The sequence below is a fragment of the Sphingomonas sp. CL5.1 genome (genome assembly GCF_013344685.1).
Taxonomy (GTDB): domain Bacteria; phylum Pseudomonadota; class Alphaproteobacteria; order Sphingomonadales; family Sphingomonadaceae; genus Sphingomonas.
Genome location: NZ_CP050137.1, coordinates 1,788,196 through 1,812,675, shown reverse-complemented (window position 1 = coordinate 1,812,675; position 24,480 = coordinate 1,788,196). Strand labels below are relative to the sequence as shown.

Genomic DNA, 24,480 nt, shown 5'->3' with positions numbered 1-24,480 from the left:
CGAAACCAGCGTCGGGCGCGCGCTCAAGCCGCTCACGATCCATTTCAACCCGATCTGAGTGGGCCGTGCCTGGATTGGCGCTGGCAGCAGGAACAATCCGGCGATCCGCAGATGGGCGCTGGACTAGCAGGCCGTTGAAGAAGTCACTCAAGTTCGGCGACGAAGCCGGAATCATCGCTATTGTGGATGAAGAGGTGTCCGACCAGGCGGCCAGCGGCGCCGAGGGCAGCCCATCCGCGTCCACAGGCTTGCTGCTCGGGGAAGGTCATGTATGCGAGCACGTCTTGCTCGGCAGCGTCCATGCAGGCGCCAAGCTTCGGCCATCGGGCGCGGAGCTGGTCGGCGACGTGACGCCAGGTCTGGGTAGCGGCGGCATGATCGGGCTGGAGGAAGACCTGCCGGATCGCGGCGGCAACGACGGTGTTCTGGCCCTTCGGCACGTGCGCCAGCGCGTTGCGCATGAAGTGGACACGGCAGCGCTGCCAGGTGGCGCCGACGACGCGTGTGATGGCGGCCTTCAGACCCTCGTGGGCGTCGGAGATCACCAGCTTCACGCCTTTGAGGCCCCGCCGGACGAGGTCGCGCAGGAAAGTCGACCAGAAGGGTTCGGCCTCGCTCGGGCCGATGGTGCAAGCCGATGATCTCGCGCTTGCCCTCGGTGTTGACGGCAACGGCGATTATGGCGGCGACGCTGACGATGCGACCATCCTCGCGAACCTTGAGGTAGGTGGCGTCAAGCCAGAGATAGGGCCATTCGCCGACAAGCGGGCGCTTGAGGAAGGCGTTCACCCGTTCGTCGATGTCCTTGCACAGCTTCGACACGCTCGACTTGGAGATGCCAGACATTCCCATCGCCTGGACCAATTCGTCGACGCGGCGGGTGCTGACGCCGGCGATCCATGCTTCCTGGATCACCGAGACCAGCGCCTTCTCGGCGGTCTTGCGCGGCTCGAGGAAGCCGGGGAAGTAGGCTCCGGTCCGCAGCTTCGGGATCTTCAGGTTGAGCGTCCCGAGCCGGGTATCGAGCGTGCGGTCGCGATAGCCGTTGCGCCAGGTGCTACGCTCGCCGGATCGTTCGTGCCGGCCGGCACCGATCAGGCCATCGGCGTCGGCCTCCATGATGATCTGCAACACGCTCTCGGCCACGGTGCGCAGAAAGTCGCCGTCTCCGCTCTTCGACATCAGCTCGGCAAGGGGTATTCTGTCGTCGGTCATCGAGGATCAACTCCTCGGTTGGGGGTGAAGTCAGACAACTCCACCTTACCGATGAGCCCGGTAACCACCACGACGCCGTTGCCGGGATGGGGCATCGGCCACACCACGGCAACACCGTCATCTACACCGGGAAATTACACCACGACCGCGGACGCTAGCAATAGGATATGATAGAGTCAGAAAAATTGGATCAGCCTTTATACGAGCCGATAAAGCCCCTTCGGGCAATCGACGGCAACCAAATCGAAGAAAATCCTACGCCGAATTCGATGTCTCAATCGTCGTAAGTTCCTGTTCGCCAGCGGTGATGCTCTCAAGTCGACCCGATGGCGGAGTCCCGCGAGGGAACGCAGGGACGGACGATCTGCGAAGGTTATCAGATGGGCTCCCGAGCCGTATCGAGTCAATGCAACGTCCGGCCTTGTGAGACCCGATACAGCACCATCGGCCATGAGGCCGGCGAGTGCGGACAGATCCTTGAGACACTCAAGGGACAACCGCCGAGCGGATGCAAATTACAGATCCTGACCCTAACCATGATCCGCGCCGCATGATATTCGTCAATAGTACCACCGTCATACTGCGGTCACGTTATGCAACAAAGCCTCACCCTACCGGCGCCAGCGGTTCGGATATGCCGATACCCAAGTCCACGGCCAGATGCGGGGGCACAGGCAATTTCATCGTCAGCAGGATTTGCGCGAAAGTCTTGCCCAACGCATCGTTGCGCAATGAGGCCGCGCCACCACCTGACGCTAAGCCCATCGGTGGCAGGAATGACCCGCCTCTCCTCGCCGCGATGCCGAGTTATGACGATGTTGGTCACTGATTATACTCCCCTATATTGGACGAGCCGGGGGCAACTTTATGAAAAGAACCTCTCCGATATATATGTGGCCGAAGCATCAGCTTTCTGTATTCGGCGCCGGCGCCCTCACGGCATAAGTGGACTGAGGTTCATCCAGATTGATGACGACGGCCTTCGTTAAGGTGTAATGGCTGAGCGTTTCCAGACAGCCTTCGCGGCCGAAGCCGCTCTGTTTATAGCCACCGAGCGGCATGCCGGGCTTGAAGTTATAATAGCGGTTGACCCAGATCATCCCGGTTTCGAGCCCACGCGCGATCCGGTGGGCCCGTGTCAGATCGTTCGTCCAGATGCCGCCCGCCAACCCATATTCGGTATCATTGGCCTGTTTCAGCATCTCCGCCTCGTCCTTCCAGCGGATTACCGAAGTTACCGGGCCGAATATTTCTTCCTGAGCGATCCGCATATCGTTGCGCACTTCGGTGAAGATGGTCGGCTCGATGAACAGTCCGTTTTCCAGATTGTCGATAGAGGCGGCCTTGCCGCCTTGGAAGATGGTCGCGCCCTCATCCTTCGCCAGTTCGAGATAACCGCTGACCTTGTCGAACTGCATCTTCGACGCCATCGCGCCCAGTTGCGTCTCGGGATCGAGCGGATCGCCCTGCTTGATCGCCTGCAGTTGACGCTGGAACGCTTCCAGGAACTGGTCTTCCGCCTTCTCATGCACGAACACGCGCGTACCGGCTGAGCAGACCTCGCCCTTGTTGAAAATATTGGTGATCACCGCCGATTGCGCCGCAGCCTCGATATTGGCGTCCTCGCACACGATGTTCGCTGATTTACCGCCCAGTTCCATCGTTTGCGGAATGACGTTCTTCGCCGCGTAGCCGATGATCTTCTGGGCTGTGGGGCGAGATCCGGTGAAGGTGACCTTGCGCACCTTGGGATGGGACACCAGCGCCTCGCCGACCGCATGCCCATAGCCGGTCACCACATTGATGACTCCGGGCGGGACGATGTCGGCGATATCCTCGATAAACTGCATGACGGAAAGACAAGCCACCTCGGCGGGCTTGAGCACGACCGTGCAGCCCGCCGCCAGAGCGGAAGCAATCTTAAATGCCGCCATCAGCAACGGCACATTCCAGGGAATGATCTGCGCCACCACGCCTATCGGCTCGCGATGCACCAGCATCGTCGCATCGGCGAAATCCGCCGTCTGGCCATGGGGAAAGAACGCCGCGCCGGCAAAGAATTCAAAATGCCCCATCGCGCCGACGATGTCGTGCGTGAAGGCGTCTGTGATTGGTTTGCCGTTGTTGAGCGATTCCAGCATTGCATATTCGAAATGACGCTCACGAATACGCTGAGCGATCGCGCGCAAGATATTCTGGCGCTGAGCCGGCGCGGACATGGCCCATTTTGGAAATGCCGACGCGGCCGCCTCGACCGCCCTATTGACGTCCTTCGCGTTGCCCGACTGGATATAGCCTAAAATCCGACGCGTCGCGGGATTTTCCAGCGCAATGGTTTCGCCACCATCCCCCTCGATCCACTGGCCGCCGACAAATTGACCGAACGTCTTGGGTTTCCCCAGTTCTTCCGCCTTTTTTCTCGTAAGATCGAGAGTCAGTTGCATCGCTCTTCTCCTAATCCTGTCTCTTCATGGCGGAAGGCACGGCAAAGTTATGTTCCGTACAGAAGTAACAATCAAATTGATGAATAGGCCATTCCATATCACCTGTAGAAATAATAATACTTTATTATTCAGAGAGCGATGATCGGATTATTTCTCTGCAAGTCGAAAGATCCGGAGGATAATAAGCAAAGCTGTTCAGAAAATGGGCATGCACACCTTGGACAAGGGCCTCAATATCTTCCACAATATAGCCAAGCTCGGCCAAGGTAACGGGCAGGCCAAGATCGCGCATGAGTTGCGCGAAGCCAAGGCCGGGCGCTTCGGATGGCTGCAAACCCATCGCCTCCCCCAGCGCCGCTTTTTGTGCAGGCAGCCGGGACAGCACCCGATCCAGTGTCATCACAATGCCGATTCCGCTCAATATGCCATGCGGGAAGCCCTGATCACTGCATGTCAGCGCGATGGCATGGGCGGGGCCGGTGCCCATGCTCATGGCCACGCCCCCCGAATAAGCTGTCACGAGCATTTCGGAACGTGCCGCGATGTCGCTTCCATGGGAGACGGCCCGCCTGATCGATTTCATCCCGCGCCTTACGCCGTCAAGCGCAATCAGCTTCGCCAAGGGGACGTCTTCCTTGGACAAATAGCCTTCAATACAATGAGAGAGAGCATCTATCCCAGTGGCGGCTGTCCCTTTAGGGGGCAGCGTAACCGTCATCTCCGCATCCAGTATCGCGACCTGCGGAATAATATGGTGCGATACAATAGCAACGCCCGCACTCTCGCTATCGGGGTGAACCCCTGCAAAAATGTCGGCCTCGCTACCGGTTCCCGCCGTGGTCGGAATGGCAATGATGGGAACGGCGCTTGGAATTTGCTTCTCCGGATTGAGTGCATAATCGGCCGTGCTTCCGCCACAGCGTGCAACCACCGCAATGCATTTGGCCGTATCGAGCACCGACCCCGCCGCCCAATGCGAGGATGCCGTCACAGCGTTCCTGCCGGCAAAGGGCAGCGCCATTGTCCGCATCCGCAAAGACATTGTTCTCGGTCACGCCGTCGAACAGCACGAACTCCATATTGCTGCCGAGTGCAGAAACGAGCTTTTTGGCAAGGCCAGCGGCGATGACGCCCCGATCGGTGACAAACAACGGACGCGCTATGCCAATTCGGCGTAATTCGCGGGCCAATTCGCTGATCGTGCCCGGTCCGAACAAAGTGCGCGGCAATTCAAGTATGGCCGTCATATCATCCTCGTCAAAGCGGATTGGCGCGGATGACGAGCTTCGCGAGGCCGCGCAGATTGTTCTGCAACTCGCGACGTTCCTCTATGATCTCAAAACTTTTTAGCCGCTTCAGCAAGACTTTAAAAACCGTCGTGATCTCAAGCTTTCCGAGATGTCGCCCGGCGCACATATGAATGCCATAGCCGAAGGCGACATGGTCGCGCGAATCTCGCATGATGTCATAACTGTCGGGATCAGGATAATGACGCTCGTCGCGATTGGCGGCCGCGGACAGCATGATGGCGCGATCGCCCTCCTTCATCTCCACTCCCTCGAGATCGAAATCTCGCGTCAATGTCCGGGTAAACAAGCGGATCGGCGACTCCATGCGCAGCGCCTCGTCAATCGCGAAGGGCAACCGCTCCGGGTTTTGCCGCAATGTCTCCCACTGGTCCGGATTTCTTCCTAGCATGTAGAAGGTGCTGCTGAATCCGTTTATCGTCGTGTCCAGCGCCGGTGCCGTGTAATCCAGCAGCATATATCGGGCTTCCTGATACGAGAGTTCGCCCGCGTCGGCTGCGTTGAACAATGCCGCGCCCCAACCTTCCGGATCGAGTTCGGATCGCTTGATATTGGAAAGATAGGTGAACGCCTCCTTGGCGACCTCAAGACCGGCAATTGTGCGCGGATAACCGTCCGGACCTTGTCCATCGAACAGGCCAGCCCCCCACCGAAGCATGTGTTTCTTGCCCTCTTCGCCCAATCCCAACAGTTCCGTGACAACGCTCAAGGGAAGAAATTGCGCGAGATCGGCGACCGCATCGAATTCACCCTTGCCCAGCAACTCCTCGACGCGCTGTTCAGCCAAAGCCGTGAGGCGATCCTGAAGTTTCTTCAGCGTTTGGGGCTGCAGTGGCTTAACAAAGGTTCTACGCAGACGCTGATGCTCTGGTTCGCCCGACAGCAACAGAATGCCATCAACAGCCTGGTTCATCACGGCATTCATCGCGGTACCGTTTTTTGAGGTGAATACCTCCCAATTGAGTAACGCCTCGCGAATGCTGCTATAGCGCGGCACGACCCACACACCATGCTTGGTTAGCCATACTGCGGGACCGAGATCCCGCAACTGCCTGTAATACGGATAAGGATTGGTGAGCACTTCGTCCGACCAGATATCCATATCGGAGGTCGGGGTCCGTGATTCCACCAATACATCTGTTTCGGCCATGCTTTCTCTCCTATCAATATATCTGCCCTGCCCGGCATCTGTTTGGGTCATGCCTTACCCTCCACCAATATATTCGGTCTTGGCCGTCATGAGACGAGGCGCAGCACGCACCGTATCGGCGACGCCCCCCACACATCTGCACGAAATAGATGATTTCGGCCATCGCGCTCTCCGGAATCCGCGCCGATATCTAGGATATAAGGCCGTTTTGTCGTGCTTTCGTAATCGGCGGGGAAGACAACCCCTCCTTTAAAGGGGCCTTCCCGCGGACTATCGGAACTGATCCAGCTCAAACCAGCACTCATATGTCTTGACTATCCGCGCTCAGCTGTCGCTTGACCAATAGATATTTGAGCCGATTTTTATTCATGAAGGAAATACGCCAGGCCTCTTAATCAGCGGGTCCTAGCACTACTTTGGCAGAAGTGTGATTTTGGGATTCCCTTGAGGCTGATTGCGCGATTCATGGGGAGCCAGCTTTGGTGGAGGCTGGCGATGGAAGGGAACTGCCAAGCGGACCTGGAAGAGTGGCTCGCGCCATCACCATGCCGAGCCGGTCCATCCCGCGCACGACCTCCCGCCCAAACGCGGTCAACCTGCTCCTCGGCGGGGCCATCTGGTTGTCGCCCAGTTCGTTGGGGTGATAATGCACCAAGGTGATCGCGCGCACCCCGTCCGCGAACGCCGTGTCCAGATAGGATGCGTCGCCCGCGAGGAAATCGCCGCCCTCGACCGTGAGCAGCGCCGCGATCTTCCCCTGGCGATGCAGCCGCACGGATATCCGCCGGCGTCAGCGCGATGCTCGCGCCGGCCTCGCCTATCCGCTTGCGGAGGTTGCGGATCTGGCGTTCATAGCTCGCCCGCGCCTCGCCGGGTCGGAACTCGCGCAACCATCCCATGGCGCCGTTGCGGGTGCCGATTATCTCCACGTCCGCAACGGCCGCGAAACTTCTGCCCGCCATGCGGCCAGCACGCATGTCGCGGACCGCCTGTTCCCCCATCGGTCCGGCAGCGGCGATGGCGCGCACGTCTGCGGAGAGATCGATCGCATCGCGGGGAAGATATCGCATGGATGCCGGCCTCGTCATACGATAGCGTCCCAGCCGAGACATGGTCGTCGGCAGCACCGATCGTCGCGCGATGGCAATTGCCGTCACCAATATACCAGCGCACCAGCCACTCGCCGCCCTCGGCGAGCTTGCGGTAGCCAAGATGAATCCCCCGCATCGATCTGGCGCCAATACACGCCTCGCTTTAGCTGTTGTCTTGTGCTGCGCGTTGCGAGCTTGGCTTCTTTGAGACCGCCAGACATCGAAATATCGTACAGAATGATTACAGAACAGCCCTTGAAGCCGACTGATAGCCACTGCGACGGATTTTTGCACGTTCTTGATTCTATTGGACACTATGAGACTTACTGAGACGGATTTATTCCGTTTTACTTATACTCTCGCAGCGAAAACACGGGTTCGAGTCCTTGCGATTCCCAGATGCCGAATAGGATCAGATTCTTCAGCGCAGCCTCAAGACCGCCGCCTTCATGTGACGTGTATCCACGGCTGCATACCGTTGAACCATGCGAAGCGACTTCCAGCCTCCAAGACGCATGATTGTAACGAGGTCGATTCCGGCCATCACGCAATGGCTCGCCCAGTGATGGCGCCAGTCGTGAACTGTGAAATCGTCGACACCGGCGCGCTTGCAGGCAGTCTTGTGTGCGCTGGTTATCGGGTTACCTCCCTGAACCTCCAGGTCACGGGTATCGGTGTAGGGCTTCGCGAACCGATTCAGGAACACGTGGCCGGATCGAGGACCGCCACGAGCCAGCCAAAGCGAGCGGAGCACCGAGCGAACCCGAGGGTGCATCTCAACCGTCCGCGGATTTCCGGTCTTGGTGCGTGGAAAGAACAACGTGCCCCGCTCCATATCCGCGCCGCCTGCACCCCACACCAGTTGCAACGCTTCCTGCGTGCGCGGCCCCTGGAACGCGAACATCGTTGCTATCGGCTTGACGTGCTTCACATAGCTTTCGATCAGACGGTCGCGATCCTCATAACTGAGGAACCGGATACGCTGGTTGTCGAACGGAATTGCCTTGAGCTTGAACGGCGGCAACTCGTGCTTGTCGTGATAGACGTTGACGCACGCCTGAAGCAGCGAGCGATAGCGGTCCTGCCCGGCAGGAGCGTGTCCCAGTAGATAATCGTCCCTGAACTCGTGCCATGCGGCTCTCGCATCGGTGAGATTGTTCGTGCCGATATGGGTGCGCATGACTTCGACCCTTACCACGTCGGTCGAGTGTGGTTTCGGTGCCTTGTTGAGATAGGCGTCGAAGGCGTCGTTCATGGTCGCCCGGGACGCGGTTGCCCGCGGCCCGAACATGAGTTGCTCGCGTAGCTCAAGCTCCTTCTGGGCCATGAGATGCGCCGCCGCATCCTTGTCTGGCGTTCCGGAGCTGTACTCGGCGACTTCGACCGAGCGATCGCCGAGCGTGATGGATCCCCTGATATAGAAATTCTGCGCCTTCCCGCGCTTGCGCATGCTGAGCATTTCGATGTCTTCCAACCGCGGCGGCATGCACATCCGGGACCGAATCGCTCCCATGGTGGCCCTGCCCCGCCATTCCGGTTGCGGTGAGCCGACCATTCCCGATTGCCGGGAGCGGCCGAGTGCCCACCGCGAGGGTGGGGCCGGGAAGTCGCGTAACGACGATCCCGATCCCGCTGCGGGGTTATCTCGCGGCTCTGCGAATCGACGGGCGCGGTTGGTGGAAGGTTCGTCCCGTGCCCAGCCCGTGCCCAAAATATGCCCAACGGAATGGGCAAAAACGGGTCAAAACAGGTCAAATTTGGCCGGAACTGGCCGAGCCGATGACCTGATTCACCTACGAAAAAGCCCTCGAAAACCTAAAGTTTTCAAGGGCTTTTAATGGTGGGCGTGGCAAGGATTGAACTTGCGACCCCTGCGATGTCAACACAGTGCTCTACCACTGAGCTACACGCCCACGGGAGTGGCGCCTTTAGCGGGGAGGTCTGACCCGCGCAAGCATCCGTTTCACATTTAGTTGAGGCCGCTCACATTGCCCGCCTCGAACATGCGATCGACCTCCAGCACCAGGTCGCGCAGGTGGAAAGGCTTCGACAGGACGCGCGCCTGCGGCATGGCCTTGCCGGCCTTCAGCGTGACGGCGGCGAAGCCGGTGATGAACATCACGCGCATGTCCGGCGCGATGTCCGCCGCCTTCTGCGCCAGCTCGATCCCGTCCATCTCGGGCATCACGATATCGGTGAGCAGCAGGTCGAATCGCTCCGTCTCGATCAGCGGCAGCGCCGCCGTGCCGCGATCGACCGCCGTCACCGCATAGCCCGAACGCTCCAGCGCCCGCGTGAGATATTCGCGCATCACCTGATCGTCTTCGGCCAGCAGAATTCTGATCATTTGGGGTTGTCGGTCCTTGCCTCTGGCCATGCCTCGCGCGGCACGCGCATTATGCGCCAACCCATTAAGATTTTCCATCCGCGCGAGGGCCGGTTGCGACGGGTTGCAACCTCCCATAGGTTCGCGTGCCGATGACGCGATCGTTCGACATCCTCGGCCCGGCGATTCCGGAGAGCCCCGTAGTACTGTCCGTCCCCCATGCGGGGCGCGAGTACCCACTGGCGCTGCGCGCCAACCTGCGGGTGCCGGCGGAGCTACTCGCCTCGCTGGAGGATCGCCATGTCGACACGATCGCGCTGGCCGCGCGCGGATGCGAGACGCTGATCGTCCAGCGGCTGGGCCGCGCGTGGATCGACCTCAACCGCGCCGAGCATGAGCGCGACCCCGCCGTGGACGACGACGCCGCCGACAGGCCGCCAACCGCCAAGGTGCGCGGCGGGTTGGGCATCGTCCCGCGCCGGACGGGCCGCACCGGCGAATTGTGGCGGCGGCGCTTTTCCGGCGCGGAGATCGTCGCCCGGATCGCGGCCGATCATCGCCCGTATCACGCCGCGCTCGCCGACTTGCTGGAACGGACCCGCGCGCGATTCGGCTGCGCGGTGCTGCTCGACCTGCATTCGATGCCGCCGATCACCGGAAGCGAGGCGCGGATCGTAACCGGCGATCGCTTCGGCCGGTCATGCGCGACGCGGTTCGTGCGGCGCGCGGAGGTGGAGGCGGCAGCCGCCGGTCTGCGCCATATCCGCAACACGCCTTACGCCGGGGGGCATATCCTGGAGCGGCACGGCAATCCCGCCGCGCAGGTCCATGCGGTCCAACTGGAACTGGACCGGTCGCTTTATCTCGATTCCATGCTGGACCGGCCCGGCGCGGGTTTCGACGCGACGGTGGCGCTGGTCCGCGCGACGATCGACGCGCTGGCCGACGAAGCGTTCGCCCTGCCCTCCGCGCTCGCCGCCGAATGAGCACATAAAAAAACCACCTCGTGCAAGCGCACGAGGTGGCCAAGGTTCAGGGAGGAGACACGCCAGAGGCGTGCCGTACGACATCGCGAAAGGGGGGACACGCCGCCGTACTTCAATAACATAGAACAGATACGGATGGTTTCAAGTGGGTCAGTAACGGCCCGTCGATTTTATCGCGCCGATCCCGGCAGCATCCGCGCGACGAGATTGTCGCGCAGCAGGAACTGGTGGCGCAACGCGCCGGCGATATGGATCAGGACCAGCGCGAGCATCAGCCAGCCGAGCAGCCCATGCGCCCCGCCGCCGAAATGCGCGGTTTCGCGCGAGACGGAGAGGAACGGGATGTCGAACACCCCGAACCAGTCCAGCGGCTTCTTGCGATCGGGCGAGGAGACCATCGCCCAGCCGGAGAGCGGCAGCAGGATCAGCACGACGTAGAACAGGCCGTGGACGGTGTGCGCCACGCCGCGCTCCCATCCCCGCACCTCCGCCGGGAGCGGCGGGGCGCGATGCCCCAGCCGCCAGCCGAGTCGCGCCAGCGTCAGCACCAGCACGGTGATGCCGATCGACTTGTGCGCCGGCATCCACGCGCGGAGCGCCGGCACCGCGTCATGCCCGAGACCGACGATCAGGTTGACGATGACGAGCAACGCGATGGTCCAGTGCAACGCAACCGCGACGGCGGAATAGCGAACGCCGGTCATTGGCCTGGTCATCGCGTCGTCTTCTCCCGTTACACCATCGGGTTCGGCTGCGGCAGGTAGCCCAGACGAACCTGACGCGCGAAGATATCGCGCATCAGCGCCAGCGAAAAGAGATGGGCGTAGATCAACGGCAACATGCCCGACTTGGACATCTTGCGAAGCTGGTCGCCGCGCAAGTCCATCAGCTTCTCCTCGTTGACCATCTGGAAGCCGCGATAGACGAACGGCTGCTCATAGCCTTCGTGCTGGATCGAGACCTCGCCCTCCATCAGCAGCTCCAGCTCGCGCAGCTCCTGGATGAAGGCGGCGGTGCGGGCGCCGGCCTGCTCGAACGATTCGTTGAACGACAGGATGTTGCGGGTCAGCTCGGTTGGCTCCGCGCCGTCGAACAGCGCATCGCCCTCATCGAACGCGCCGAGCGTGTCGGCGGTCGGATCGAAGCACAGCGACAGCTCCTGCGCATCGGGGCGCAGTCGGGCGAGCATGAACGGATAGCGGCGGACATAGGCCGGGACGTAGAAATTCTCCTCCGTCAGCTTGCCGTCCGCATCGACGAACACGTTGAGGCCCTCGTTCAGCGCCATCAGCGCGATCGGCACCGCATCATCGCCCGCGCTGAACACGATCGGCATGAAGCGCTGGACCAGCGGAAACTCCTCGACCGTCACCGGGATCGCATGCTGGTTGCGGAGGAACGGCGCGGCATTGGCGGGCCGGAGGCGGTAATTGGCGTGCAACTCGCTCGAAAGCGGCTCCAGGCCGTTATAGAAAAGCGGAAGCTGCTGCGGCGCGCTGGCCATCATTCTCTCCAGTCTCGAAATACATTCGCGGCCGTTGCGGCCAGGATCGGGCGGCCCTATTCGCCCGCGCCGCCGGGCGCAAGCGCCACGAGCTTGCCGGGGTTCATGATGCCATGCGGATCGAGCGCCGCCTTGATCGCGCGCAGCGCCGTCATCCGCGCGGGCGCGGACAACCGCTCCAGCTCGCCGAGCTTCATCTGGCCGATGCCGTGCTCGGCGGAGATCGAGCCGCCCGCCGCGACCACCAGATCGTCAACGAAGCTCGTCACCACCGGCGCTTCCTCCGCGAACCAGCGTCGCGCATCGACCCCGGCCGGCGCGCGGACATGGAAGTGGACGTTGCCGTCGCCGAGATGGCCGAAGCCGGAGGCGCTGCTGCCCGGAAACCGTGCCTCGCACGCCGCCGCCGCCTCGACCATGAAGCGCGGCATCGCCTCGACCGGGACCGAGATGTCATGCTGCGCGGCGGGGCCGGTGGCGCGCTCCGCCTCGGAGATCGATTCGCGGATGCGCCAGAAGGCTTCCGCCTGCGCCTCGCTCGCCGCGATCGTGGCGTCCGCGACCAGCCCGTCGGCGAGCGCGGCGGCCAGCACGCGCTCGATCACGGCGGCGGGCAGCTCGCGCGCGGTGTCGGCGGCGGTCAGCTCGATCAGCGCGTGCCACGGATGCTCGCCCGCCAGCGGCGCGCGGGTGCCGGGAATATGGCGCAGCACCGCGCCGAGCGATTCCGCCGGAAGCAGCTCGAAGCTCTCCACATCCTCGCTCGCCGCCTGGAAGCGCCGCAGCAACGCCAGCGCCGCCGCCGGATCGGCCAACCCGACCCACGCCACCGCGCGCGCCGCGACCGCCGGCACCAGCCGCAGCGTGGCGGCGGTGACGACGCCCAGCGTCCCCTCCCCGCCGATCAGCAATTGCGTGAGGTCATAGCCGCGATTGTCCTTCTTCAACGCCGCCAGCCCGTCGTGGACCTGCCCGTCGGGCAGCACCGCCTCGATCCCCGCGACCAGCCCGCGCATCGTGCCGAAGCGCAGCACCTGGGTGCCGCCGGCGTTGGTGGAGACGAGGCCGCCGACCGTCGCCGATCCCTTCGCCCCCAGCGACAGCGGGAAGCGCCGCCCGACGCCGAGCGCGGCGGCATGGAGATCGGACAGGATCACCCCGGCCTCCGCCACCGCCAGCCCCGCATCGGCATCCAGCCGCCGGATCGCGTTCATCCGCCGCGTCGAGAGGATCGCCGCGCTGCCGTCCGCCGGCGGCGTCGCGCCGCCGACCATCGAGGTGTTCCCGCCCTGCGGCACCAGCGGCACGCGAAGCGCGGCCGCCGCGGCAACGATGGCGGACACTTCGGCGGTCGAGCCGGGCAGGAAAAGCAGCGGCGCATGGCCGTGCCAGCGGCCGCGCCAGTCGGTCTCCAGCGGCGCGATCGCGTCGCGGTCGGTGACGATCGCGCGCGGCGGGAGCGTGCCGGCAAGCGCATCGAGCAGGCGTATCTGGGCGGGTGTCATGCACCGTTCATCGCACGCAATTCATGCGGCGTTCAAATCCCTTCGCCCACGGCTTGTCCCGTTTGCCATGCCGAAACGCGCCCTGCCCCTGCTGACGCTCGCCGTTTTGGCTCCGATCCTGGTGTCGGCGCGCGACACGGGCATGGACGATCTGGCCGGCACGCAATGGGCGCAGGTCATCATCCGTGAGCGGATGGTGATCCGCATCCCGCGCGTCGATTCGCGCGCGGACCCGCCGCGCCCGCTCTATCGCCCCGCGCCGTCACCGCCGTCCGCGTGGCGCGAGCAGAAAGCGCCGAAATGTGTGCCGATGGAGACGATCGTCGCGGCCACGATGGCCGATGGCGACGTCGATCTGGAAACGGTCGACGGCCGCAGGCTGCGCGCCAAGCTCGACGACGCCTGCCCGACGCTGAAATTCTACACCGGCTTCTATCTGCGGCGGACGGGCGACGGCATGATCTGCGCCGGGCGCGACGCGCTGCGCTCGCGTTCCGGCGCGCGGTGCGAGATCGCGCGGTTCCGCATGCTGGTTCCACGGCGCTGAGACGGCGCCCGCTCCACAAAAACTTGACTTTTCCGCTCCAATCGCGTTCCGGCGGCTAAGGGCGACGGGGGTGCGCCCACCGCTCTTTCTCGGAACCGCCATGAGCTTTGCCGATCTCGGCCTGTCAGACGAACTGCTTCGCGCCGTAACCGACACGGGTTACACCGAACCGACGCCTATCCAGGCGTCCGCCATCCCTTCCGTGCTGATGATGCGCGACATCATCGGCATCGCGCAGACGGGGACGGGCAAGACCGCCTCGTTCGTGCTGCCGATGATCGACATCCTCGCCCACGGCCGCAGCCGCGCGCGGATGCCGCGCAGCCTGATCCTGGAGCCCACGCGCGAGCTGGCGGCGCAGGTCGCCGAGAATTTCGAGAAGTACGGCAAATACCACAAGCTCTCGATGGCGCTGCTGATCGGCGGGGTGCAGATGGGCGATCAGGTGAAGGCGCTGGAAAAGGGCGTCGACGTGCTGATCGCCACGCCCGGCCGCCTCATGGACCTGTTCGAGCGCGGCAAGATCCTGCTCACCGGCTGCAACCTGCTCGTCATCGACGAGGCGGACCGGATGCTCGACATGGGCTTCATCCCGGATATCGAGACGATCTGCACCAAGCTGCCCACCAGCCGGCAGACGCTGCTGTTCTCCGCAACGATGCCGCCGCCGATCAAGAAGCTGGCGGACCGCTTCCTCAGCAATCCGAAGACGATCGAGGTCGCGCGGCCCGCCACCACCAACATCAACATCGCGCAATGGCTGGTGCCGGTGAAGGGATCGGCGTTCGACAAGCGCGACACGCTGCGCCGCCTGCTGAAAACCGAGGAGGTGCGCACCGCGATCATCTTCTGCAACCGAAAGACGACCGTCCGCGAGCTGAACAAGAGCCTGAAGAAGCACGGTTTCGCCTCGGGCGAAATCCACGGCGACATGGAGCAGCCGGCGCGGATCGCCGAGCTGGAGCGGTTCAAGCAGGGCGACATCAACATCCTCGTCGCCTCCGACGTCGCCGCGCGCGGGCTGGACATCAAGGGCGTCAGCCACGTCTTCAACTTCGACGCGCCGTGGCACCCGGACGATTACGTCCACCGCATCGGCCGCACCGGCCGCGCCGGGGCTACCGGCATCGCCTATACGTTCGTCAGCGCCGACGACGCCGAGAATATCGAGAATATCGAGAAACTCACCGGCCAGAAGATCGCGCGCGTCGAGGCGCCGGCCGCCGAGCCGGAAGAGGATCGCCCGGCGCGCGAGGAGCGGCCGCGCCGCCGGGGCCGCGCCGAACGGCCCGCCGAACAGCAGGCCGAACAGGAAGCGCCCGCCCGCGCCAGCCGCCGGCCGGAGCCGCGCCGCCGCCGCGAGGAACCGCGCGACGATACGCCCGACGACGGCTGGAACGGCCCCGTCCCCGGCTTCCTGAGCGTCTCGATCGACGGGTGACCGCGCCGCCGGCCGATCCGCCGGAATCGCCCTGCGTGCTGGTTTGCGTGATGAACGAGGCGACCGGGCTGTGCCACGGCTGCCACCGGACGATCGACGAGATCGCGGGCTGGTCGGCGATGAGCGACGCGGAGAAGCGTGCCGTGCTCGCGCGGGTGAAGGAGCGGGAAGCGGCATCCCAGCGGCCGGAACCGGGCGCTACGCCACTAGCATCCGGCCGCGCCTGCCCCTAAGTCCTCGCCGATGCTTACTTCCGACCAGGCGCGGGATCGCGCGCAGGATATCGTGGCGCGGGCGATCCGCGCGGGCGCCGACGCGGCCGACGCGGTGTTCGCCGCCGATGCGTCGAGCGAAGTCTCCGTTCGCCTCGGCAAGCTGGAGGATGTCGGCCGCTCCGAGAGCGAGGACCTCGGCCTGCGCGTGTTCGTCGGCCATCGTTCGGCGAGCGTCTCCACCTCCGATCTGTCGCCACGGGCGATGGACGCGCTGGTCGAGCGCGCGGTGGCGATGGCGCGCGAGGCGCCGGAGGATCGCTGGGCCGGCCTCGCGCCCGAAAGCCGCCTGCTGCGCGGCACGCCCCCCGCGCTCGATCTGGAGGACAAAGGCGATATCTCGCCCGCCGAATTGCGCGAGATCGCGGCGGCGGCGGAGGATGCCGCGCGCGCCGTGCCCGGCGTCACCAACAGCGAGGGCGGCGGGGCGAGCGCCTCGCGCAGCGTGATCGCGCTCGCCACCAGCCACGGCTTCGCGGGCGGCTATGCCACCACCGGCTTCGGCGCATCGGCCAGCGTGATCGCGGGCGAAGGCAGCGGGATGCAGCGCGACTACGCTTTCCATTCCGCGCGCCATCTCCACCGGCTCGATCCGCCCGAGACGATCGGGCGCGAGGCGGGCGAGCGCGCGGTGGCGCGGCTCGATCCGGGCAAGGTCGAGAGCGGCGCGATGCCGGTCGTGCTCGATCCGCGCGTCGGGATGAGCCTGCTCGGGCATCTGACGGCGGCGATCTCCGGCCAGTCGATCGCGCGCAAGACGAGCTTCCTGCTCGAGGCGCTCGGCACGCTGGTGTTCGCGGAGGGCATCCGCATCTGCGACGACCCGCATCGCCCGCACGGGCTGCGCTCGCGCCCGTTCGACGGCGAAGGGTTGCCGGTCTCGCCGGTCGCGCTGGTCGAGGACGGGATGCTGGAGACGTGGCTGCTCGATTCCGCCTCCGCCCGACAGCTCGGCATGGAGCCGACCGGCCATGCCGCGCGCGGGGTGAGCGGCGCGCCGGGCGTCTCGACCAGCAACCTCTACATGGACGCGGGCCATGTGCCGGTGGACACGCTGATCGCGGACATCGCGCGCGGGGTCTATGTCACCGAGCTGATCGGCCACGGCGTGAACGGCGTCACCGGGGATTACAGCCGGGGCGCGGCCGGCTTCCTGATCGAGGATGGCGCGATCACGCGCCCGGTGGCGGAATTCACCGTCGCGGGGAACCTCAGGGAGATGTTCCGCCAGCTCACCCCCGCCAACGACCTGGAGTTCCGCTACAGTACCAACGTGCCAACGCTGCGCATCGACGGGATGACGGTCGCCGGTGGCTGATATCCGGCTCGCCGATGCGGTGGCGGACATCGCCCGCGAGGCCGGGGCAATGGCGCTCGCCCGCTGGCGCACCGATTTCGCGCGCTGGGAAAAGACGCCGGGCAGCCCGGTGTGCGAGGTCGATCTCGATATCGACGCGATGCTCCGCGCACGGCTGATGGCGCTGCTGCCCGACGCCGGCTGGCTCTCCGAGGAGACCGCCGACAACCCCGACCGGCTGGCGTGCGATCGCGTGTGGGTGGTCGATCCGATCGACGGCACGCGCGATTATATCCGCGGGCGGCCCGGCTGGGCGGTGTCGGTCGCGCTGGCCGAGCGCGGCCGCACGACGCTGGCGGTGCTCGACGCGCCGGCGCGACGGGAGATATGGCGCGCCGGCAGCGGGCTGGGCGCGACGCTGAACGGCGCGGCGGTGCGCGCCGGCGACCGTATGATCTTCCCCGGCGCGCGCGTGCCGACCGACGCCCTGCCCAAGGCGGATCGCGATCTGGTGGCGGTGGAGAAGCCCAATTCGATCGCGCTGCGTATGGCGATGGTGGCGGACGATCGCGCTGATCTCGTCGCCACGCTGCGCTGGGGCAACGAATGGGACATCGCCGCCGCCGCGCTGATCGCCGCCGAGGCGGGCGCGGCGACCAGCGATGCGTTCGGCGCGCCGCTCACCTTCAACAAGCCCGATCCGCGCGCCTTCGGGGTGATCGTCTCGACCCCCGGCATCCACGCGGCGGCGGTGGAACGGCTGCACGACCGCGCGACCGCGATCGTGGCGGAGGAACGGTAGGCCGCGCTATTTCTGGCAGGCCACCACGGTCGCGATCACCGCGAGCGTTTCCTGCGGATCGCGCACGCGCACCGTGTCCAGCCCGAGTTCCTTCGCGGGATAATCGTTGCCGCCGGGGAAGATCGCGTCGCCGACGAACATCATCGCGTCGAGCGCGATGCCGCTTTCGTCACGCAGCCGCTTCAGCCCATAGGCCTTGTCCACGCCCTCGCGCGTGATGTCGATCGAGGTCGCGCCGCCCATGTTGATCGCGAGGCCCGGCAGGCGCTGGCGCAGGTCGGCCTGGATCACGCGGCGCTTGGCGAAATCGGGGTCCCACTTCTCCTTCGCCTCCAGCGGCGCCTGCTGGCCCAGGGCGGAGAAGGTGATCTGGCTGCCGCGATCCTCGATCCGCTCGCCCCATGTCTGCTCCGGCACGAAGCCGGTGGCGGCGAGGCTGGCGTTGAAGGCGGCGATGATCTTCGCCTTCTCCGCATCGGAGAACAATTCGGCATAGACCGCGCCCCATTTCCCGTCGCGGAAGGTGTAGAGCTTGGTCCCGGTGGTCGGCATCAGCCACAGCTTCGCCCGATCGGCGCGCGCCGGCAGCCGCGAGGCGACCTGCTTGTCGAACTGCGGCCAGTCCCCGCCCGAGATCACCGCCACGTCAGCCACGCCGAGCAGGTCGGCCAGCGCCTCGCCCATCTCGGGCAGGATCGCCTGCTTGCTCGCCGCGAGCGTGCCGTCGAGATCGAACGCCACCAGTTGCTTCACATCATCCTCCCGAGAATCAGATTGTCGATCGCGTGCGCCACGCCGTCCGCGTCGTTGCCGGTGGTCACGTCACCCGCCGTGGCCTTCACCGCGTCGGTCGCGTTGCCCATCGCGATCGAGCGGCCGGCGCGCGCGAACATCGCGAGGTCGTTGGCCTGGTCGCCGATCGCCACCGTCCGGGCGAGCGGCACGCCGATCGCATGGGCGAGCGCGGCGATGCCGTCGCCCTTGTTGGCGGCGCGCGCGGTGACGTCGAGATAATAGGTCTGCGACTGGACGATGGTGGCGCGATCGGCGAACGGCTTCACCTTGTCCGCCAGCTTGCCGAGCAGGTCCGCGTCGTCGCTGACGAAGGTGATCTTGTCGGCGCGGTCGATGAGGCCGCCGAAATCGGCGCGCACCACCGGCTCCTGCTCCGAGGCGATCCGCTCGTGCGCGACATGCTCGCCCCGATCGGTCGAGGCGTACCAGCGGTCATCCGCGAACACCCAGCGATCGACCGGCGCATCGCCGACAAGATCGAACACGCCGCGCGCGACCTCGGCCGGGATGGCATGATGCTCGCTCACCGTGCCATCGCGGTGGAAGACCACGCCGCCGTTGAACGCGCCCATCGGCTCGTCCAGCGCCAGCCGCTCCGCCAAGGGCATCATGCCGGACATCGGCCGCGCGCTGATGATCGTGAAACGGATGCCGGCGGCGCGCAGCCGCCCTACCGCCGCGACGGTCGCCTCGGTCAATCGCTTCTGCCTGTCGACCAACGTGCCGTCGACATCGCAGACCACCAGCATCACTGCGGAATCTCGACATGGCCGCCGAAGCCGTAGCGCATCGCGGAGAGCAGTTTGTCGCCGAACATATGGTCGATGCGGCTGCGGTAGCGCGCGAACAGCGCGGTGGTGAGCACCGCGACCGGCGTCGCCTGCTCCATCGCCGCGTCGATCGTCCAGCGGCCCTCGCCGGAATCCGCGACGTTGCCCGAGAAGCTAGACAGGTCGTGGTCCTTCGCCAGCGCCATCGCGGAAAGATCGAGCAGCCACGACGAGATCACCGAGCCGCGCCGCCATACCTCCGCGATATCGGCCATGTTGAAATCGAACTTCTCGTCCTCGGGCAAATGCGGCGCGCCGCGCCCGTAGAGCACGTCGAAGCCCTCGGCATAGGCCTGCATCAGCCCGTATTCGATGCCGTTGTGGACCATCTTGACGAAATGGCCCGCGCCGACGCGACCGGCGTGGATATAGCCCTTTTCGGCGCGCTCGTCCTCCCCGTCGCTCGCCGCGCGGTCCGGGGTGCGCGGCACCATGCCGAGGCCGGGCGCGAGCGTGTCGAAGATCGGATCGAGCAGCGCGACCGCCTCGTCCGGCCCGCCAATCATCATGCAATAGCCGCGCTCCAGCCCCCAAACGCCGCCGGAGGTGCCGACATCGACGTAATGCACGCCCTTCCCGGCCAGCGCCTTGGCGCGGCGGATATCGTCCTTCCAGAAGCTGTTGCCGCCGTCGATGACGATCGTGCCCGGCGCGGCCTGCTCGCCGATCGCCATCACCGTCTGCTCGGTCGGATCGCCGGCGGGAAGCATCACCCACCAGATCGCGGGATCGGCAAGCTTGCCACGCATGTCGTCCAGCGAATCCGCCGCGATCGCGCCCTCGCCGGCCAGTTCCTTCACCGCATCGGCGTTGCGATCCCACACGACGCATTGATGGCCGCCGCGCATCAGCCGTCGCGCGATATTCCCACCCATCCGGCCGAGGCCGACGATGCCGATCTTCATAGATATTCCTTCTTCCCACTCCCGCCCCGGCTCAATCGCCGGGTGCGGGGATTCGTTCCGAAGGTTCAGGCGGCGGCGGGATGCTTGGCGGCGATCGCGCCGAGCAGGTCGTCGAACGAATGGATGAAGGAGTGGACACCCTCCTGCACCAGCAGCGCGGTCACGCCGTCGAGGTCCAGCCCGAGCCGCGCGGCATCGGCCAGCACCTTGCGCGCCCCGTCCACGTCCTGCGTCAGCGTCTCCGCGACATTGCCGTGGTCGCGGAAGGCATCGAGCGTCTTGGGCGGCACGGTGTTCACCGTGTCCGGCCCGATCAGCGTGTCGATGTAGAGCGTGTCGGGATAGGCCGGGTTCTTGGTGCCGGTGGAGGCCCACAACAGCCGCTGCGGCATCGCGCCCTTCTCGGCGAGCTTCTTCCAGCGATCGGAGGCGATGAACGCCTGATACCAGGCATAGGCCATCTTGGCGTTGGCGATGGCGACCTTGCCCTTCAGCGCCTTCGCCGCCTCGCCGCCGGTGCCGGCGTCGATCCTGTCGTCGATCTTGCTGTCGATGCGGCTGACGAAGAAGCTGGCGACGCTGGCGAGCCGGTCGATCGGCTGGCCCCTGGCGACGCGCTGCTCCAGCCCCTCGACATAGGCAAGCGCGACCGCCTTGTACGCCTCGATCGAGAACAGCAAGGTCACGTTGATGTTGATCCCCGCCGCGATCGAGGCGGCGATCGCCGGCACGCCCTCCGGCGTCCCCGGAATCTTTATCATCAGGTTCGGCCGGTCAACCGCCTTCCACAGCCGCGACGCCTCGGCGATCGTGCCGTCGGTGTCCTCGGCCAGCTTGGGCGACACCTCGAGGCTGACATAGCCGTCCTTCGCATCCAGCCGGTCGTAGATCGGGCGCAACGTGTCGGCGGCTTCCTGGATATCCTCCACCGCGAGATGCTCGTAGCGGGCCATCGCGGAAGCCTCCGGGTTCGCCCTGTCGAACGCCGCGAGGCTCTCGTCATAGGCGGTGCCGTGGCCCATCGCCTTCTCGAAGATCGACGGGTTGGAGGTGACGCCGGTGACGCCGTCCTCCTCCACCAGCTTCTTCAGCCCGCCTTCGTTGAGGAACTTCCGGTCCACGAAGTCGAGCCACACCGCCTGACCGTGGCTTTCAAGGTCGTTGAGGCGTCCCATCGCATTCACTCCATGTCCGAACGTCAGATTCCCGATATTGGCCCGCGGCCGCGCGGTGCAAGGCCGGGTTCAGCCCTGCATCGCTTCCTTCGCGACCTTCACCGCATTGGCGACGGTGAAGCCGTATTTGTCGGCCAGCTTCGCCGCCGGGGCGGACGCGCCGAAGGTGGACATGGTGATCGTCCGCCCCTTCGACCCGACGTAGCGATCCCAGCCAAGCTCGCCCGCCATCTCGATCGCGACGCGCGCCGTCACCTTCGCCGGCAGCACGCTCTCCTTATAGGCCGCGTCCTGCAACTCGAAGCGATACCAGGACGGCATCGACACGACGCGCGCGGCGATCCCTTCCGCCTTCAGCTGCTCATAGGCGCCGACCGCGAGCGACACTTCGGAGCCGCTCGCCATCAGGATCACCCGCGGATCGGGGCTGTCGGCGAGGACATAGGCGCCCCGGTCCAGCCCGGCGGCGCTGGCGTATCTGCCCCGATCCAGCGTCGGCAGCGCCTGGCGCGACAGCACCAGCGCGGTCGGATGCGTCCCGTCGCGGACGGTGACGCGCCACGCCTCCGCCACCTCGTTCGCGTCGGCGGGCCGGATCATGTCCAGCCCCGGCGTGGCGCGCATCATCGTCAGATGCTCGATCGGCTGGTGGGTCGGCCCGTCCTCGCCCACGCCGATCGAATCGTGCGTGAAGATCCAGATGCTGCCCAGTTCCATCAGCGCCGAGAGGCGCACCGGCGGCCGCATGTAATCGAGGAACACGAGGAAGGTGCTGCCATAGCCGCGCAGGTGCGACAGCGTCATGCCGTTGACCACCGCGCCCATCGCATGTTCGCGCACGCCGAAATGGAAGTTCGCGCCGCCATAGCTGTTCGCCTCGAACGATGCCGCGCCCTTGATGTCGGTCTTGGTGGACGGCGCGAGATCGGCCGAGCCGCCGATCAGCCACGGCACGCGCCTGGCGATCGCATTGAGCACCTTGCCGCCCGCGTCGCGGCTGGCCATGCCCTTCTCGTCGGCGTCGAAGATCGGGATATCGGCGTCCCAGCCGTCGGGCAGCTTGCCCGCGAGCAGCAGGTCAAGCTCCTCGTACAGCTCCGGCTCGACCTCCTCATATTTGGCCAGCGTCGCCTGCCATTCCTCGCGCAGCGGGCGGCCGCGCCCGGCGACCGCTCCCTCGAACGCCGCCTGCACGCCATCGGGGACGTAGAAGTCCTTCGCCGGCCAGCCATAGGCTTCCTTGGTCTTGGCGACATTCTCCACGCCGAGCGGCTCGCCATGCGCCTTCTCGCTGCCGGCGCGGGGGGAACCCCAGCCGATCACCGAATGGACGACGATCAGCGTCGGGCGGTCCTCGGTCTTGCGGAACGCCTCGAACGCGGCGGTCAGCGCGGCGATGTCGTTGGCGTCGTCGACGTGGATGACGTTCCAGCCATAGGCCTGGAAACGCTTGCCGACATCCTCGTCGAAGGCGAGATCGGTGCTGCCCTCGATCGAGATCTGGTTGGCGTCATAGATCCAGCACAGGTTCGAGAGCTTGAGGTGCCCCGCGAGGCTCGCCGCCTCCGACGAGACGCCCTCCATCATGTCGCCGTCGCCGCACAGCGCATAGACGTCGTGGTCGAACAGCGTGAAGCCCGGCTTGTTGTAGCGCGCGGCGAACCAGCGCTCCGCGATCGCCATGCCGACCGAATTGCCGCACCCCTGCCCCAGCGGGCCGGTGGTCGTCTCGACGCCGGTGGTGTGGCGATATTCGGGATGGCCCGGCGTCTTCGAGCCGAGCTGGCGGAACGCCTCGATATCGGCGAGGCTGACGGCGGGCAGGCCGGTCGGCTTGCCGTTGCGGTCGATCTCCTTCACGCCCGCAAGGTGGAGCAGCGAATAGAGCAGCATCGACGCATGGCCGACCGACAGCACGAAACGGTCGCGGTTCGGCCAGTCCGGCGTGCCGGGATCGTAGCGCAGGAACTTCGTCCACAGGGTCCAGCCGACCGGGGCGAGCGCCATCGGCGTGCCGGGGTGGCCGGAATTGGCCTTCTGCACCGCATCCATCGACAGCGTGCGGATCGTGTCGATCGCCAGCCGCTCCGGGCTGCCGTCTTCGTGAAGGCTGGTGGTGTCGGTCATCAAGGGGCCTCGTTCGGGATCGTGATGGCGAACGCACCGGACGGGCGCGTGGTTGCCGATTCCCCGCCCCCTTAGTCGCTCGGCCCGTCGCGTTCCAGCCGCGTAACGACGCCATCAGCGGCAATATAAGCGGCATCGACCTCGTCGAGGAACAGGCCGTGCCCCAAAGCGCCCGGAATCGCGGCGATCTCCGCCGCCAGCGCGCGCGGGTCCGGCATCGCGGGGAAGCGGCAGTCGGCGACGACATTGCCGTTGTCCGTCATATAGCCGACGCGCACCGTCACCGCCGCGCCGAGCCGCTCCAGCGCCGCCACGACCGAGGCGCGGGCGAAGGGCAGCACCTCGACCGGCAGCCTGGCCGCGCCGATCGCCGCGACGCGCTTCGATCCGTCCGCTATCACCACCATCCGGCGCGAGGCGGCGGCGACCGTCTTCTCGCGCAGCATCGCGCCGCCCGCGCCCTTGATCGCGTAGAGGCGCGGGTCGATCTCGTCCGCGCCGTCGATCGTCAGGTCGAGCGCGGCGATCTCGGCGAAGTCGCGCACGACGATGCCGGCGGCGCGCGCGGCGGTGGCGGTCGCCGCGCTGGTCGCCACCGCTTCCACCCTCAGGCCGTCGGCGACGCGCCGCGCCAGCGCCGCGATCGCATGGGCGGCGGTGGTGCCGGTGCCGAGGCCGACGAGCATCCCGTCGCGCGCCTCCGCCACGGCGGCCTCCGCCGCCAGCCTTTTGTCGTCATCCGTCGCCATGCGTGGACGATA

22 protein-coding genes, 1 tRNA gene and 2 pseudogenes are annotated in these 24,480 nt (G+C 65.4%); 6 read left to right on the top strand and 19 right to left on the bottom strand.

The features are described from left to right. Positions 1-251 precede the first annotated feature (251 nt). From F9288_RS08865 to cpdR, 10 genes and pseudogenes are all read right to left on the bottom strand, one after another. A pseudogene (locus tag F9288_RS08865) lies at positions 252-1,215 on the bottom strand (IS256 family transposase); the annotation flags it as partial. 606 nt (positions 1,216-1,821) lie between these two features. Next, positions 1,822-1,947: a hypothetical protein gene (locus tag F9288_RS22310; protein WP_302675322.1), complete on the bottom strand. Its 126-nt coding sequence runs from the start codon at positions 1,945-1,947 to the stop codon at positions 1,822-1,824. 173 nt (positions 1,948-2,120) lie between these two features. Continuing rightward, positions 2,121-3,659 carry an aldehyde dehydrogenase gene (locus tag F9288_RS08860; protein ID WP_174836280.1) on the bottom strand — a complete coding sequence of 513 codons (1,539 nt, stop codon included), beginning with the start codon at positions 3,657-3,659 and terminating at the stop codon, positions 2,121-2,123. Between the two features lie 124 nt (positions 3,660-3,783). Further along, positions 3,784-4,617 (bottom strand): iron-containing alcohol dehydrogenase, encoded by an 834-nt coding sequence (locus F9288_RS08855; protein ID WP_174836279.1) that lies wholly within the window; start codon positions 4,615-4,617, stop codon positions 3,784-3,786. 67 nt (positions 4,618-4,684) lie between these two features. Beyond that, positions 4,685-4,906 (bottom strand): annotated as a pseudogene (locus F9288_RS22385) (iron-containing alcohol dehydrogenase); the annotation flags it as partial. 10 nt (positions 4,907-4,916) lie between these two features. Beyond that, positions 4,917-6,167 (bottom strand): cytochrome P450, encoded by a 1,251-nt coding sequence (locus F9288_RS08845; protein ID WP_174836278.1) that lies wholly within the window; start codon positions 6,165-6,167, stop codon positions 4,917-4,919. A 412-nt stretch (positions 6,168-6,579) separates the two neighbouring features. Further along, a complete protein-coding gene (locus F9288_RS08840; protein ID WP_174836277.1) occupies positions 6,580-6,891 on the bottom strand; it encodes a membrane dipeptidase in 312 nt (103 codons plus the stop codon). A 737-nt stretch (positions 6,892-7,628) separates the two neighbouring features. Then, positions 7,629-8,681 (bottom strand): site-specific integrase, encoded by a 1,053-nt coding sequence (locus tag F9288_RS08835; RefSeq protein WP_254621141.1) that lies wholly within the window; start codon positions 8,679-8,681, stop codon positions 7,629-7,631. 364 nt (positions 8,682-9,045) lie between these two features. Next, a tRNA-Val gene (locus F9288_RS08830) sits at positions 9,046-9,120 on the bottom strand. A gap of 56 nt (positions 9,121-9,176) precedes the next feature. Beyond that, positions 9,177-9,554 (bottom strand): cell cycle two-component system response regulator CpdR, encoded by a 378-nt coding sequence (gene cpdR, locus F9288_RS08825; protein WP_174836276.1) that lies wholly within the window; start codon positions 9,552-9,554, stop codon positions 9,177-9,179. 131 nt (positions 9,555-9,685) lie between these two features. Between cpdR and F9288_RS08820 the strand changes: the two genes are divergently transcribed. Next, positions 9,686-10,519 carry an N-formylglutamate amidohydrolase gene (locus tag F9288_RS08820; protein ID WP_174836275.1) on the top strand — a complete coding sequence of 278 codons (834 nt, stop codon included), beginning with the start codon at positions 9,686-9,688 and terminating at the stop codon, positions 10,517-10,519. A gap of 170 nt (positions 10,520-10,689) precedes the next feature. Here F9288_RS08820 and F9288_RS08815 read toward each other — a convergent pair whose 3' ends face one another. From F9288_RS08815 to F9288_RS08805, 3 genes are read right to left on the bottom strand one after another with little or no spacing between them, the layout of a single operon-like run. Continuing rightward, entirely contained in the window at positions 10,690-11,235 is a 546-nt protein-coding gene (locus F9288_RS08815; protein ID WP_254621140.1) for a cytochrome b, read from the bottom strand. 17 nt (positions 11,236-11,252) lie between these two features. Continuing rightward, positions 11,253-12,023 (bottom strand): SapC family protein, encoded by a 771-nt coding sequence (locus tag F9288_RS08810; RefSeq protein ID WP_174838986.1) that lies wholly within the window; start codon positions 12,021-12,023, stop codon positions 11,253-11,255. 56 nt (positions 12,024-12,079) lie between these two features. Beyond that, entirely contained in the window at positions 12,080-13,528 is a 1,449-nt protein-coding gene (locus F9288_RS08805; RefSeq protein WP_174836274.1) for an FAD-binding oxidoreductase, read from the bottom strand. 67 nt (positions 13,529-13,595) lie between these two features. On the opposite strand from F9288_RS08805, the gene F9288_RS08800 reads away from it, so the two are divergent. The 5 genes from F9288_RS08800 to F9288_RS08780 all read left to right on the top strand — a co-directional run bounded on the left by F9288_RS08800 (position 13,596) and on the right by F9288_RS08780 (position 17,887). Next, on the top strand, positions 13,596-14,075 hold the full coding sequence (locus F9288_RS08800; RefSeq protein ID WP_174836273.1) for a hypothetical protein: 480 nt from the start codon (positions 13,596-13,598) through the stop codon (positions 14,073-14,075). A gap of 100 nt (positions 14,076-14,175) precedes the next feature. Next, positions 14,176-15,516: a DEAD/DEAH box helicase gene (locus tag F9288_RS08795; RefSeq protein WP_174836272.1), complete on the top strand. Its 1,341-nt coding sequence runs from the start codon at positions 14,176-14,178 to the stop codon at positions 15,514-15,516. Further along, positions 15,513-15,749, top strand: a complete 237-nt coding sequence (locus tag F9288_RS08790) for a DUF1289 domain-containing protein (RefSeq protein WP_254621139.1) — start codon at positions 15,513-15,515, stop codon at positions 15,747-15,749. The genes F9288_RS08795 and F9288_RS08790 overlap by 4 nt, the downstream gene beginning before the upstream one ends. 10 nt (positions 15,750-15,759) lie before the next feature. Then, complete coding sequence (locus F9288_RS08785) at positions 15,760-17,106, top strand: TldD/PmbA family protein (protein WP_174836271.1); 1,347 nt, start codon at positions 15,760-15,762, stop codon at positions 17,104-17,106. Further along, complete coding sequence (locus F9288_RS08780; protein ID WP_174836270.1) at positions 17,099-17,887, top strand: 3'(2'),5'-bisphosphate nucleotidase CysQ; 789 nt, start codon at positions 17,099-17,101, stop codon at positions 17,885-17,887. The genes F9288_RS08785 and F9288_RS08780 overlap by 8 nt, the downstream gene beginning before the upstream one ends. A gap of 6 nt (positions 17,888-17,893) precedes the next feature. On the opposite strand, the gene F9288_RS08775 is transcribed toward F9288_RS08780, so the two are convergent. The 6 genes from F9288_RS08775 to rpiA all read right to left on the bottom strand — a co-directional run bounded on the left by F9288_RS08775 (position 17,894) and on the right by rpiA (position 24,468). After that, on the bottom strand, positions 17,894-18,640 hold the full coding sequence (locus F9288_RS08775; protein WP_174836269.1) for an HAD-IIB family hydrolase: 747 nt from the start codon (positions 18,638-18,640) through the stop codon (positions 17,894-17,896). After that, the gene (locus F9288_RS08770) at positions 18,637-19,431 is read right to left on the bottom strand and encodes a Cof-type HAD-IIB family hydrolase (RefSeq protein ID WP_174838984.1); all 795 of its coding nucleotides are present in this window, start codon (positions 19,429-19,431) and stop codon (positions 18,637-18,639) included. The genes F9288_RS08775 and F9288_RS08770 overlap by 4 nt, the downstream gene beginning before the upstream one ends. Next, positions 19,431-20,417: a phosphogluconate dehydrogenase (NAD(+)-dependent, decarboxylating) gene (gnd, locus tag F9288_RS08765; protein ID WP_174836268.1), complete on the bottom strand. Its 987-nt coding sequence runs from the start codon at positions 20,415-20,417 to the stop codon at positions 19,431-19,433. The genes F9288_RS08770 and gnd overlap by 1 nt, the downstream gene beginning before the upstream one ends. 65 nt (positions 20,418-20,482) lie before the next feature. Next, positions 20,483-21,592 carry a transaldolase gene (tal, locus tag F9288_RS08760; RefSeq protein ID WP_174836267.1) on the bottom strand — a complete coding sequence of 370 codons (1,110 nt, stop codon included), beginning with the start codon at positions 21,590-21,592 and terminating at the stop codon, positions 20,483-20,485. A 69-nt stretch (positions 21,593-21,661) separates the two neighbouring features. Continuing rightward, on the bottom strand, positions 21,662-23,719 hold the full coding sequence (tkt, locus tag F9288_RS08755) for a transketolase (protein WP_174836266.1): 2,058 nt from the start codon (positions 23,717-23,719) through the stop codon (positions 21,662-21,664). A gap of 71 nt (positions 23,720-23,790) precedes the next feature. Then, a complete protein-coding gene (rpiA, locus tag F9288_RS08750; protein WP_174836265.1) occupies positions 23,791-24,468 on the bottom strand; it encodes a ribose-5-phosphate isomerase RpiA in 678 nt (225 codons plus the stop codon). Positions 24,469-24,480 lie beyond the last annotated feature (12 nt).

Coding starts and splice junctions, on each gene's coding strand:
- F9288_RS08845 (WP_174836278.1), bottom strand. CDS start 6,167: ATGACCCAAACAGATGCCGGGCAGGGCAGATATATTGATAGGAGAGAA.
- rpiA (WP_174836265.1), bottom strand. CDS start 24,468: ATGGCGACGGATGACGACAAAAGGCTGGCGGCGGAGGCCGCCGTGGCG.
- F9288_RS08805 (WP_174836274.1), bottom strand. CDS start 13,528: ATGACACCCGCCCAGATACGCCTGCTCGATGCGCTTGCCGGCACGCTC.
- F9288_RS08860 (WP_174836280.1), bottom strand. CDS start 3,659: ATGCAACTGACTCTCGATCTTACGAGAAAAAAGGCGGAAGAACTGGGG.
- F9288_RS08800 (WP_174836273.1), top strand. CDS start 13,596: ATGCCGAAACGCGCCCTGCCCCTGCTGACGCTCGCCGTTTTGGCTCCG.
- tal (WP_174836267.1), bottom strand. CDS start 21,592: ATGGGACGCCTCAACGACCTTGAAAGCCACGGTCAGGCGGTGTGGCTC.
- tkt (WP_174836266.1), bottom strand. CDS start 23,719: ATGACCGACACCACCAGCCTTCACGAAGACGGCAGCCCGGAGCGGCTG.
- F9288_RS08795 (WP_174836272.1), top strand. CDS start 14,176: ATGAGCTTTGCCGATCTCGGCCTGTCAGACGAACTGCTTCGCGCCGTA.
- cpdR (WP_174836276.1), bottom strand. CDS start 9,554: ATGATCAGAATTCTGCTGGCCGAAGACGATCAGGTGATGCGCGAATAT.
- F9288_RS08820 (WP_174836275.1), top strand. CDS start 9,686: ATGACGCGATCGTTCGACATCCTCGGCCCGGCGATTCCGGAGAGCCCC.
- gnd (WP_174836268.1), bottom strand. CDS start 20,417: ATGAAGATCGGCATCGTCGGCCTCGGCCGGATGGGTGGGAATATCGCG.
- F9288_RS08810 (WP_174838986.1), bottom strand. CDS start 12,023: ATGGCCAGCGCGCCGCAGCAGCTTCCGCTTTTCTATAACGGCCTGGAG.
- F9288_RS08785 (WP_174836271.1), top strand. CDS start 15,760: ATGCTTACTTCCGACCAGGCGCGGGATCGCGCGCAGGATATCGTGGCG.
- F9288_RS08815 (WP_254621140.1), bottom strand. CDS start 11,235: ATGACCAGGCCAATGACCGGCGTTCGCTATTCCGCCGTCGCGGTTGCG.
- F9288_RS08770 (WP_174838984.1), bottom strand. CDS start 19,431: ATGCTGGTGGTCTGCGATGTCGACGGCACGTTGGTCGACAGGCAGAAG.